Genomic DNA, 12,200 nt, shown 5'->3' with positions numbered 1-12,200 from the left:
TGCCTTGTCCTGGGTGTGGTGCCAACGGCTTGGAACAGGTTGGGTTACCCGTGGTTACACGGAGGGGTTCGGTCCGACGTTCACGACCTCGCCGATGACGATGACCGCCGGCGGCTTGACCTCCTGAGCGCGGACCGTTTCGGCGGCCGTCGCGAGGGTCGCGTCGACGCGGCGCTGGCCGGCCGTGGTGCCCTCCTGAACGAGGGCGACGGGCGTGTCCGGGGACTTGCCGTGGGCGATGAGCGTCTCGGCGACCTTGCCGATCGTGCCGACGCCCATGAGGATCACCAGCGTGCCGGTCAGCCGGGCGAGGGACGGCCAGTCGACCAGGGAGCGCTCGTCGTCGGGGGCGATGTGGCCGCTGACCACCGTGAACTCGTGGGCGACGCCCCGGTGGGTGACCGGGATGCCGGCGGCGCCCGGCACCGAGATCGAGCTGGAGATGCCGGGCACGACCGTGCACGGGATGCCGGCTTCGGCCAGCGCCTGGACCTCCTCCATGCCGCGCCCGTAGACGAAGGGGTCGCCGCCCTTGAGCCGTACGACCGACTTGCCCTGCTTGACGTGGTCGATCAGCGCGTTGTTGATGGCCTCCTGGGCCATGAACCGGCCGTAGGGCAGCTTCGCCGCGTCGATCACCTCGACGTTCGGGGACAGTTCGGCGAGCAGGTCGCGCGGGCCGAGGTGATCGGTGACGACCACGTCGGCCTCGGCGAGCAGCCGGCGGCCGCGCACGGTGATGAGGTCGGGGTCGCCGGGGCCGCCGCCGACCAGCGCGACTCCGGGTGTACGGGTGCGGTGATGGGGGGCGACGAGGGTGCCGTCGCGCAGGCCCTCGACGACCGCGTCGCGGATGGCGGCGGTGTGGCGGGGGTCGCGCCCCTGGGCGCTGGTGGTCAGGACGGCGACCGTGACGCCTTCGCTGTGGCCGGTCGCCGGGGTCCAGGCGGTGGCTTCCTCGGCGTTGTCGGAGCGGACGCACCAGACGCGGTGGCGCTCCGCTTCGGCCGACGCACGGGTGTTCGCCTCGGTGTCGCCGGTGGCGATCAGGGCGTACCAGGCGTCGGCGAGGTCGCCTTCCGCGTAGGGGCGTTTCTCCCAGGTCAGCTCGCCCGCGTCGGCCATGGCTTCGACCGAGGGGGTCGCGTCCGGGGACACGAGGAGGATGTCGGCGCCTGCTGCGAGGAGGGCCGGGAGGCGGCGTTGGGCCACCTGGCCGCCGCCGAGGACGACGACCTTGCGGCCGGTGAGGCGGAGGCCCACGGGATAGGCGGGGTATTCGGCCATGAGGTGCGGCTCCCTCGGGGCTGGCGGCGGTGCGATGTGGGCGACTGCGGCTTTGGAGTGGCCCTGACGTGCGGATTCTAGAGTGCGGGCGGGTGGGGGCTCGGGCTGGGGTTTTCTTTCCCCGAGCCCGAGCCTTCCCGGACCGGGGGGGGCGCCCGCCGGGTTCCCCCCGGCGCCCGGCCTACTTCTCGGTCACCCCAGCCGAGTCGAACGTGGCCACCTCGTGCATCGCGCGCGCCGCGCTCTGGACGACCGGGAGGGCCAGCAGGGCGCCCGTGCCCTCGCCAAGGCGGAGGTCGAGGTCGACCAAGGGGCGCAGGCCCAGCTTCTGAAGGGCGGCGACGTGGCCGGGTTCGGCGCTGCGATGGCCGGCGATGCAGGCGGCGAGGACCTCGGGGGCGATGGCGCGGGCCACCAGGGCGGCGGCGCCGGCGCTGACGCCGTCGAGGATCACCGGCGTACGGAGGGAGGCGCCGCCCAGGAGGAGGCCGACGATGGCGGCGTGTTCGAAGCCGCCGATCGCGGCCAGGACACCGATGGGGTCGGCGGGGTCCGGCTGGTGGAGCTCGATGGCCCGGCGAACGACCTCGGTCTTGCGGGCGAGGGTCTCGTCGTTGATGCCGGTGCCCCGGCCGGTGACCTCGGTGGGGTCGGCGCCGGTGAAGACGGCGATCAGGGCGGCGGACGCCGTGGTGTTGGCGATGCCCATCTCGCCGGTGAGGAGGGCCTTGTTGCCGGCCGCCACCAGGTCGCGGGCCGTCTCGATGCCCACCTCGATGGCCTGTTTGGCCTCCTCGCGGGTCATCGCGGGCCCGGTGGTCATGTCGGACGTGCCGGCGCGGATCTTGCGCGGCAGCAGCCCCGGGGTGGCCGGGAGGTCGCTCGCCACGCCCACGTCCACGACGCAGACCTCGGCACCGACCTGGGTGGCGAAGGCGTTGCAGACCGCTCCCCCGCCGAGGAAGTTGGCGACCATCTGGGCCGTCACCTCCTGCGGCCAGGGGGTGACGCCCTGGGCGTGGACACCGTGGTCGCCCGCGAAGATCGCGACCGCTGCGGGCTCCGGGATGGGCGGCGGGCACTGGCGGGACAGGCCGGACAGCTGGGCGGAGATGATCTCCAGCATGCCGAGTGCGCCGGCGGGCTTCGTCATCCGTTTCTGGCGCTCCCATGCCTCGCCGAGCGCCTTGGCGTCCAGCGGGCGGATGCCGGCCACGGTCTCGGCGAGCAGGTCGTGCGGCTCGGCGCCGGGCAGCGCGCGACGGCCGTACGTCTCCTCGTGGACGACCCAGGACAGCGGGCGGCGCTTGGCCCAGCCCGCCTGCATCAGCTCGGGTTCCGCCGGGAACTCGTCGACGTACCCGACACACAGGTAGGCCACGACCTCCAGATGCTCGGGCAGGCCGAGGGCGCGCACCATCTCGCGCTCGTCGAAGAAGCTGACCCAGCCGACGCCGAGGCCCTCGGCGCGGGCCGCGAGCCACAGGTTCTCGACCGCGAGGGCGGAGGAGTACGGGGCCATCTGCGGCTGCGTGTGGCGGCCCAGGGTGTGGCGGCCGCCGCGGGTCGGGTCGGCGGTGACGACGATGTTGACCGGGGTGTCGAGGATCGCCTCGATCTTCAGTTCCTTGAACTGCTTCGCCCGGCCCTTCGGCAGCGACTTCGCGTACGCCTCGCGCTGGCGCTGGGCGAGTTCGTGCATCGTGCGGCGTGTCTCGGCCGAACGGATGACGACGAAGTCCCAGGGCTGCGAGTGGCCGACGGAGGGCGCCGTGTGGGCGGCTTCCAGGACGCGGAGCAGCACGTCGTGCGGGATCGGGTCGCTGCGGAAGCCGTTGCGGATGTCGCGACGTTCGCGCATGACCTTGAGCACGGCCTCGCGCTCGGCGTCGTCGTAGGGGGGCGCGGCCGGGCCCATGGGCTGCCGGATTTCCTCCCGTACCTCTGCTTCTGCTTCTGCCTCTGTCGGCGCTTCTTCCACTACGGCCGTGCTCTCTTCGGTCGCTACCGCCGCGGCTGCTTCTTCTTCGTTGTCTTCCTGGTCGGCTGCCCTGGTGTCCAGGTCCTCCGCGCTCTGGGCGACGTCCGGGTCCGCGCCGGCCGCCGCGACCGGCTGCGGTACGACGATCGTCTCGGCCTCGGAGGCCCGGGGGGCGGGGACCTCGGCCACGGGCTCGGCCGCCGCTTCCGGCTCCGGCGCTTCCCGGGCTGCCTCCGTCTGTCCCTCGGCCGCCGGGAACTCGGCGGCGACCGACGTCGGCCGGTCCTCGGCGGGCAGCGGCGGGACCGCCATCCCCTGGGGAGGGGTCGGGGCCAGGTGGGGGGTGGTGGGCACGGAGCCGTCCACGGGCACGAACTGGCCCAGGGACTGGTCGGCTTCGGGCTGGGGCTGTTCCGCCTCGGGCTGGGGCTCGGGCTGGGGCTCCTGGGGTGCCTCCGCGAGCGGGGCTTCAGGGGTGGGTTCGGCCGGGGTCTGGACCACGGCTCCCTGAGGGGCGTCGAGCTGGGAGACCTCGGGGGCCGGGGGCTCGGCGGCGGGGGGTTCCACGATTGCGGGGGCTGCGGCTGCGGGCTCGACGGGGTCGGCCGGGGCCTCGGCGGGCAGCGGCTCCGCGAGGACGGGTTCCTGGGGGTCAGGGACCTCCTGCGGCTGATCCGTCGCCTCCATCGCGTCCGGCACGTCCGTCACGTGCGTTGCGTCCGCCGCGTTCACATCCGTGACTTCGGGCTCGGCGACGGAATCGGGCGTGGCCTCGGCCTCGACTTCGACCTCGGCTGCGATTGCGGGCTGCTGGTCGGTCTCCGGCTCGGCCGGGGCTTCGACGGCCTCAGTGGGCTGCGCCTGCGCCTGCTCCTGGTCGAGCTCCTGCTCCGCCTCGTCCGCGACGGGTACCACCGGCTCGGCGGCCTGCGGCTCTTCGGCGACAACCTCCGGCTGAGGCGATGCGGCCTCCGCCTGCTGCGGCTCTTGGGCGACCGGCGTTTCCACCGGCTGCGGCTGGTCCTGCACGAGTGCGGGTTCCTGCACGGCGTCCGGCACAACGGCCGCGGCCTGCTGTTCAGCCATGGCGGCAGCCTGCTCGGAGGCATCCACCTCAGCCGCCGGAACCGTGACGTCCACCTGCGGCGGCGGCTCCACTGCGGTGGCCTGCGGCGGTACGGACACCTCGGCGGGCTCGGCAGGGGCCTCGGGCTCCTGCGGCGCCTGGAAAACGTCCTGTGCCTCGGCCACGGCCTGCACCTGGACCGGCTCGGGCCCCTGGGCGGCCGGCGGGAAAGGCGCGGCATCCGGAACCTGTGCGGCCGGCGCGGTGGGCACGGCCCCCTCGGGTGCCGCCGCCACGGGCTCGGGAGCCTGGGGGGCCTGCGGGGGATCAGCCCGCGGGACCTCCGCGACGGGCGGGACCTCGACGGCCTCGGGCACCGGCGGTACAGGGACCGCCTCCGGGACCTGCGGCTGAGCGGCGACCGGGACCTCGGCGGGTTCCGGAACCCAGACCTGGGCGGCCGCGGCCTCCTGGGCCTGGGCGAAGGCGGCGTCCTGCGCCTGGTGCAGGGCGTCGGCGTCCTGGACCTGCTGAAGGCCTTCGGCCTCCTGGGGTACGGCCGCGACCTGCGGCGCTTCGGCGACGGCCACGGAGAACTGCTCCTGCGGAACGACCGTTTCTGCAGCCGCACCCCCGACGGACACCGCCGGTGCGGTCGCGTCCGCCCATGGCGACACGCTCTGCTGGGGCACGTCGAGGTACTCGGGACCGGCGGTGGCCGGGGCGGACTGGCGTACGGCGCCGGGCGGGACGGGGGCGCCCGCCGGGCCGCGGTCGGCGAGGGAGCGGACCGGGCTGGCGGAGGCGTCGGGGGTGAGCGGGCCGAGGTGCAGCGGCCGGCGGGCCACCGGAGGCTGCGGGACGGGGGTCGCGACGGTGGCGCGGACGGCGCCGAGGTCGAGCGAGCCGCTGTCCCGGCCGGACATCTCGTGCGGACCCGGCTCGTGCACGACCTGTTCGTGGGCGACCGGTTCGGGTGCCACGGGCTCGGGGGCGGCGGGCTCGTGGACGACCTGGACGACGGGCTCGGGGGCGGGGGGCGGCACTTCGTTGCCCCACGCGCTCTGGGCGCCCGGCAGCAGGAGGTCTTCGTCCTCGGCGGCGGTCTCGGAGAGGTAGGTGTACGCACCCGGCGCGGGGACGCCCGGCTGCTCCACCATGCCTGCGCTCTCCGGCAGTCCCTCGCCCGGGACCTGGCCGGTGTCGGTCATGCGTACCCCTCGCCCATCGGTTAGTGCCTCAGTGCCGGCTGGCCCGGGAACGGCGCACCGACCGCCCCACTGTGAAGAACGAGCGTGCGCGCCCAGCGGCACGTGACGACCCGCCTGCAAGTCGACAAAGCCATTGCTGGCCATTGTCCCGGTCGTCCCGCCGTCGCGACAGATTGATCCGCGACGGTCCGCTGTGGACTGCGCCACGTTGCGCGCCCTCCGGTTCCGCCGTACCACACACGCCCTCAAAACGGGCGCGCTTTCCGGACGTTGACCGACGAAGTGTCGGGTGCCGAAGCGCGGTACAACAGTCGGCCAGCTTACCGCGCCGGTACGACAACCGGATCACAGGGAACGTTCGGGCAATGTCCCGCTGAGCAGGAACGCGACGCTCCGTTCCCGCTCCGTCCAAGCCCTTGTATCGAGTTCGACGGACTGCACGAACTCGCACCGGACCTCGTATCCGTGCTCGGTCAGATCCCGTCCGATGCGCTCGGCGGCGGGACGGGTGAGGGCGTGGGTGACGATGCGCTGGGGGCGGCGGTCGGCGACGGCGGAGACCACCGCCGCTCCCCCGCCGCCGACGCGTACGACGTCCGGTTCGGGGAGGTTCTCCAGGATGTGCGGGGCGGTGCCGTGGACGACCTGGAGCTGGACTCCGAAGCGTCGGGCGGCGAGAGTCGTACGGCCGCAGGCCTCGGGGTCGCGGTCTACGGCGATGACGGCGGCGCCGCAACGGGCGGCGTCGGTGGCGAAGGCACCGCTGCCGGAGCCGATGTCCCACACGAGGTCGCCCACCCGTGGTCCCAGGGCGGCCAGTTGGGAGGAGCGCAGCAGTTGGGCCTCACCCTCGCCCATGGCACTGCCGTAGACGCGGGAGGGCAGGGCCCAGCCGCGTGGTCCGGCGCCGGGGTCGCGGCCCGCGATCCAGCCGGCGCCGTCGGCCGCGGTGGCCTGGCCGCCGATGACGATGACGAGGTTGGGGTCGCGCCAGATGTGGTCTACGGCCTTGTCGGAGGTGAGGACCGTGACGCGTTCGCGTGCGGTGCCGAGTTCCTCGCAGATCACGAAGGTGCGGTGAACTCCGTCCAGGAGCAGGCCGAGTTCGGCGGGCCCGGCGCCTGGCGAGGTGAGGACGGCCACCTTGGGGTGGGCGCGGCACACGTTCACCGCGCGGCGCAGCGTACGGCGGTGGGCGACGACCACTTCGGCGTCGTCCCAGGGCATGCCCGCGCGGGCGAAGGCGGCCGCCACGGAGGAGACGCCGGGGACGACTTCGACCTCAAGGCCGAACTCGGGGGCCCGCAGCGTGCGGACGACGCCGAAGAAGCCCGGGTCGCCGTCGGCGAGGACCACGGCGGTGCCGCGGTGGGCGGCGATGCGGCGGGCGGCGAGGGCGACGCTGCCGAGGCGGACGCGTTCGGCGGCCGGGGACACCTCGGGCAGGGCCAGGTGGTGGGCCGCGCCGGCCACCAGGGTGGCGGCGGCGAGGGCGGAGCGCGCCGCGGCGGTCGGGGGGGAGCCGTCCCAGCCGATCACCGTGACCCGGTCGGCCATCGTTGTCAGTCTCCAGAGGGTCTTCGCAGGTCGTCGGTAATGCCCGCGGAGGGTCCCGTGAGGGTACCTGGTGACGCGGCGGGACCCGGCGGCCGGGCGTATGCCCGTGGGTTGTTCAGTTCCAGTCCGCGTAGGAGCCGAAACCAGCACTGTCGGCCAGTTCCTCGCTGACGCCCTCGATGTCCTCGGGCAGGAGGCTCCAGACGATGAAGTCGGTGCGGATCTGGGTCCAGCCGACGTCGCCGGTACGGGTGCGCGCTATGCAGGCGTTGCGCAGGACGCCCTCGCTGATGCAGCCGATCTTCTGCGCGACCTGCTGGGAGGCGGTGTTGTCGGCGGCGGTGCGCAGCTCGATGCGTTCGAACTTCTGCTCGCGGAAGAGCCATTGGGCGGTCGCGAGGGCGGCTTCGGAGGCGTAGCCCTCGCCACGCGCCCAGGGGGCGACGACGTACGACAGTTCGGTGGACCGGATGTGCCAGTTCGTCTTGGTCAGCTGGATGACGCCGACCAGGCGCTGGGTGAGGAACTCGGTGACGGCGAGGTCGAGGCCGCGGCCGGAGGTGCGTTCGATGGGCGCGTACTCGGTGATCCAGTTACGGGCGCCCCTCTCGGTGAAGGGCTGGGGGACATCGGTCCAGGCCATCACCTGCTCGTCGTTCATCATCTCGGTGAACGCCGGGATGTCGTCCGTGTCGAACGGGCGCAGAACCAACCGCTCCGTGCTGATGGAGATGTCGGGAAAGGTGCTCATCATGCGCCGCTCCGTAACCTTCGAAACCTGTGAGGGCCTGCTGAACTGCCCAGCATGCAGCATGAAAGCACTGAACCGCACCACGGGGCCCACTCGCGGTGAACGAGTGGACCCCGTGCGTGGCGATACGCCGTATACGCCCCGTCAGAAGGACGGGATGACGGAGCCGTTGCTCCACCTGTCCTCGATGAACTTCCTGACCTCGTCGGAGGTTCGGAGGTGAGGAGCTTGGCGAGCTTCTTCACCCGCGGGTCTTCCTCGTTGCCGGGATTTCGAGCGGCAACTCGACATGGTCCTGGACGGTCCGCGTGGACAGCAGGTTGAAGTGCTGGAAGACCATGCCGATGCGGCTGCGCGCGCGGCGGAGTTCCCGGCCGGCGCGGGGGCCGCGGCCGGCCAGGGCGGTGAGGTCCTGGCCCGCGACGGTCACGGTTCCGGAGGTGGGGCGTTCGAGGAGGTTGACGCAGCGGATCAGCGAGGACTTACCGGCGCCGGACTGGCCGATGACGCCGTACACCTCGCCCTCGCGTACATGCAGATCGACGCCGTCGAGGGCGGTGACCTCGCGGCCGCCGCCGCGGTAGACATTGGTGAGGCCCGATGTGGTGATCACTGGGGTTTCCGTCACTTTCGTGTGCGCAGGCGCGGGCGTGGGTGTGCCCGGGCACGGAGGCATGTGGTCGGGGGCGCGGCACGGTTCTCGCGGTGGCGAGGGAAGCGGGGAGAACAGACGCGCGGAGCGGCTCACGCGCGGGGCGTACGGACATGCCGCGGCGTCCCGCTTCGGGGCGCGAGACTCGGGATGGTGCGGGGGCCCTCTAGACCCGGACTTCGCGGGTCACCATTTCAGGTCTGTGGCCAGCGGGTTTGCCCAATGTCGGTGTCGAGGAGATCGAGGATGTGGAGTTGGACGCCACGGGTGATCTGGACGGTGGGCGGATCGGTGATGTGGCCGATCCGCAGGGTGAGTTCGCCGAGATGGTAGAAGATCATGCGGCCGGTGGGGCGGACTCGGCGGTTGTCCGGGTAGAGGCCGGTCATGGACTGGTCCGGCCCGAGCGCGCGTCTGACCTGCCGCTCGATGAGACAGAACACCAGCAGGGCCAGGCAGATGACTTGGATGAGGGCGGCGACGCGCCGGTTGTGCTGGACGAAGACCGGCGCGACCGCGAGGGGCCCCTTGAAGTCCGCGTAGCGCCGTTCGACCGTGCCCTGCCCCTTGTAGTGGATCAGGACCTGGCCCGGATCGGCCTTCTGAGCGGGCTTTCTCTGCGGTCCTGTAGTGCCGGCCGCCGGCCGCTCCTGCGAGCTTGTCGAGTTCTTCAGCGGCCTTGGCCAGGCGTTTGTCCCGGGCCGCCTGCTGGCCCGCCGCGTTCGCGGTGGAGTGGACCAGGATTCGGCGCAGTCTCAGCACGGGATCGCTCTTACGGGGCCCGTTCAGGGTGTGGGTGTCCTCCAGCACGCGGTAGATCTCGCGTTGCCCGGCCCTCTTCCCGGCGTCCCGTTCTGGGGTCCAGTCGACGACGGCTGCCTGATCGAGGCTGAGGGCGGCGTAGACCTCGTCCTTGACCTGCGAGGCCGGCACCGGAGCGACGAAGTCCACCTCGGCGGCCGGCAGGGCGGAGACGTTGCCGTACGACACCAGCTTGGAGTCGGCGACCATCAGGAACTTCTGCTTGCCGGCCATGGCCCGCAGGTCCTTCATCGCGCCGACGACCTGGCTGACTTCGGCCGCAGGTCCGTCGAAGATCCGGGCGTGGACGGGGATGCCGCCGTCGGCGGAGACCGCGAGCCCGGCCTGGATCTGTTTCAGGTCTGTGCGCCGGTCCTTGGGGTGCCCGTAGTTGATCACAGGGAAATTGTCGTCCTGGTCCTCGGCCGGGTACGCGCCGTGCACGGACATGCTGTAGGGGTCGGACCGGGACGCGGTGCTGGTGTTCCCACCAGCCCGTTTCCCCGGCCCGCCCTCCGAACCGGACGTGCCCGTTACCGAGCATCCGGCTCTCCACAAGCCCCGTTGAGCGGGACGTTCGCGTCACGCGCCGATCGGCCACGGGCTGGGGATCTTGGTTCCCCGGTAGTAGTAGCGTCTGGTGCCTACTCCTGCCGGGTTGAACAAGACCACCTCGCCGTCGGCGGGCCACCATCCGTCGCTGGTGAAGCGGCGACGGAGATCCTTCCAGGTCGTCTTCGGGTGCTTGCGGCGCAACCATCCGAAGACCCGCTGCCACAGGTAGGCCCTCACGTACTGGAAGGTCTTGCTGGAGCATCCGTTCCGGAAGTAGGCGGTCCAGCCCCGCAGCATCGAGGTGAACTGATGCAGCAGGACCGCGAGCGGCAGGTTCTTGTCCTGCCTGCACAACGCCTTGATCTTGGCCATGACGGCGACCAGCGCCTTCTTGGCCGGGTAGACGTAGACGTAGTGCTTGGTCGTGCCCCGCTTGCGGTGCCGCTGGATGCGCCACCCCAGGAAGTCGAGGCCATTGTCGATGTGGGTGATCAATGTCTTCTCCGGCGACAGGCGCAGGCCCATCGTGGACAAGACCTCCGCCGCTTCCACGCACAGGCCCTCGGCGTGCTCACGCGTGCCCGCAACTGCCAGGACCCAGTCGTCCGTGTAGCGGACGAGTCGGCAGTTCGGCAACCCGTGGCGACGTCGTCGGGCCCGTTCGGTCGCGTTGGCCCAGTACCCGGCGAAGTGCTCGTCGAGTACCGACAGCGCGACGTTGGCGATCACGGGGGAGAGAATCCCACCCTGCGGAGTACCGGCCCGGGTCTCCGCGAGCGTGCCGTCCTCGGTGAGGATGCCCGCCTTGAGGAACGCCTTCACCAGGGCCAGGACGCGCTTGTCCCCGACTCGTTCTCGAATTCGGCCCATCAGGGCGGAATGTGAGATCTCATCGAAGCAGGCTTTGATGTCGCCCTCCACGGCCCACTCATACGAGCGGGACACGAAGTGATGCACCTCGGCCACGGCGTCATGGGCCCGGCGCTTGGGGCGGAACCCGTAGGAACACGGGAGAAAGTCCGCCTCGAACACAGGCTCCAGGACCAGTTTGAGAGCACCCTGGACCACCCGGTCGCGCAGGGCGGGAATCCCCAGGCGACGACGCTTGGTCGTCCCCGGCTTCGGGATCATCCGCTCCCGCACGGGAATCGGGCAGAAGCTGCGGTCCTTCAACTCGGTCCGCAGCTGGCCGAGGAAGACCTCGACCCCTTGCACGGTCTCGACGTGGTAGGCGGTCTCGCCATCCACCCCGGCCGTGCGCGCTCCCTTATTGCCCCGCACGCGAGCCCAGGCCACCAGAAGGAAGGCCGGGTCGCAGACAAGGTTGTGCAGATCATCGAACCGGCGATCGGGATCGTCGGTCGCCCAACGGTGCAGTGAACCGCCCCGGTTCGAGTAGAGGCTCGATTTCATGAAAGGATCGAGTCATGGCACGACCTTCCAAATACCCGCTTGAGCTGCGCCGACGTGCGGTGCGCATGTTCGCCGAGATCCGCGGCAGTCATCCGACCGACACCGCCGCGATGCAGTCGGTCGTCGAGAAGCTCGACATCGGTTCACGCGAGACGCTGCGGAACTGGCTCAAGCAGCATGACATCGACGCCGGGACCCGGCCGGGGACAACAACGGAGGAGTCCGCCGAGCTGAAGGCGTTGAAGAGGGAGAACGCCGAGCTGAAGCGAGCGAACAGCATCCTGAAAGCCGCGGCGTCTTTCTTCGCGGCCGAGCTCGACCGGCCACACACACGCTCGTAGCGTTCATCGACGAGTACCGGGCCCGCTTCGGCGGTGTCGAGCCGATCTGCAGGACGCTCACCGAGCACGACTGCAAGATCGCCCCCTCCACCTATTACGCCCACAAGAAACGTCTGGCCGAGCCGTCCGCGCGCACGGTCCGTGACGCAGAACTCGTCCCGCTCATCCGGAAGATCTTCGACGACAACTACCGCGTCTACGGCGCCAGGAAGATCTGGCGGGCACTGAACCGCCAGGGCCACGTCGTGGCCCGCTGCACCGTCGAGCGCCTCATGCGCGAGGCCGGCATCACCGGCGCGGTCCGCGGCAAGAAGGTCATCACCACGATCCCCGGCGACCAGGCCGACCGGGCGCCGGACCGGCTGAACCGCAAGTTCGTCGCCGACGCACCGAACAAGTGCTGGGTCGCGGACTTCACCTACGTGGCCACCTGGGCGAAGACCGTCTACGTCGCTTTCGTGGTGGACACCTTCTCCCGCCGCATCGTCGGCTGGTCCGCCTCCACGTCGAAGGAGACCCAACTCGTCCTGGACGCGCTGGAGATGAGCCTTTGGCAACGCGACCGCGACCGACTCCCTTACCAAC

General features: G+C 71.3%; 8 protein-coding genes and 2 pseudogenes. 2 read left to right on the top strand and 8 right to left on the bottom strand.

The genetic code is table 11. From position 1 onward, the window contains the following. Positions 1-54: 54 nt before the first annotated feature. From cobA to ltrA, 8 genes and pseudogenes are all read right to left on the bottom strand, one after another. Positions 55-1,287 carry a uroporphyrinogen-III C-methyltransferase gene (gene cobA, locus I8N67_RS00050; protein WP_200300454.1) on the bottom strand — a complete coding sequence of 411 codons (1,233 nt, stop codon included), beginning with the start codon at positions 1,285-1,287 and terminating at the stop codon, positions 55-57. 181 nt (positions 1,288-1,468) lie between these two features. Beyond that, entirely contained in the window at positions 1,469-5,545 is a 4,077-nt protein-coding gene (gene cobT, locus I8N67_RS00045; RefSeq protein ID WP_200300453.1) for a nicotinate-nucleotide--dimethylbenzimidazole phosphoribosyltransferase, read from the bottom strand. A 345-nt stretch (positions 5,546-5,890) separates the two neighbouring features. After that, positions 5,891-7,102 (bottom strand): precorrin-6y C5,15-methyltransferase (decarboxylating) subunit CbiE, encoded by a 1,212-nt coding sequence (gene cbiE / locus I8N67_RS00040; RefSeq protein WP_200300452.1) that lies wholly within the window; start codon positions 7,100-7,102, stop codon positions 5,891-5,893. 115 nt (positions 7,103-7,217) lie between these two features. Further along, a complete protein-coding gene (locus tag I8N67_RS00035; protein WP_200300451.1) occupies positions 7,218-7,856 on the bottom strand; it encodes a GNAT family N-acetyltransferase in 639 nt (212 codons plus the stop codon). A gap of 265 nt (positions 7,857-8,121) precedes the next feature. Then, positions 8,122-8,529: pseudogene (locus I8N67_RS00030) on the bottom strand (ATP-binding cassette domain-containing protein); the annotation flags it as partial. Positions 8,530-8,699: 170 nt separating this feature from the next. After that, complete coding sequence (locus tag I8N67_RS00025) at positions 8,700-8,894, bottom strand: hypothetical protein (RefSeq protein ID WP_143644594.1); 195 nt, start codon at positions 8,892-8,894, stop codon at positions 8,700-8,702. Positions 8,895-9,210: 316 nt separating this feature from the next. After that, positions 9,211-9,756: pseudogene (locus I8N67_RS44865) on the bottom strand (hypothetical protein); the annotation flags it as partial. 132 nt (positions 9,757-9,888) lie between these two features. Further along, entirely contained in the window at positions 9,889-11,274 is a 1,386-nt protein-coding gene (gene ltrA / locus I8N67_RS00015; protein ID WP_200300449.1) for a group II intron reverse transcriptase/maturase, read from the bottom strand. A 14-nt stretch (positions 11,275-11,288) separates the two neighbouring features. Between ltrA and I8N67_RS00010 the strand changes: the two genes are divergently transcribed. Both I8N67_RS00010 and I8N67_RS00005 read left to right on the top strand, forming a co-directional pair. Further along, positions 11,289-11,615, top strand: a complete 327-nt coding sequence (locus I8N67_RS00010; protein ID WP_200300448.1) for a hypothetical protein — start codon at positions 11,289-11,291, stop codon at positions 11,613-11,615. Between the two features lie 5 nt (positions 11,616-11,620). Further along, a partial coding sequence (locus I8N67_RS00005) for an IS3 family transposase (RefSeq protein ID WP_200300606.1) occupies positions 11,621-12,200 on the top strand: 580 nt, incomplete at its 3' end.

The organism is Streptomyces adelaidensis, from assembly GCF_016598475.1.
GTDB lineage: Bacteria > Actinomycetota > Actinomycetes > Streptomycetales > Streptomycetaceae > Streptomyces > Streptomyces adelaidensis.
Note: the sequence above shows the minus strand (reverse complement) of the source record. Positions and strands in the feature narration are given on the sequence as shown.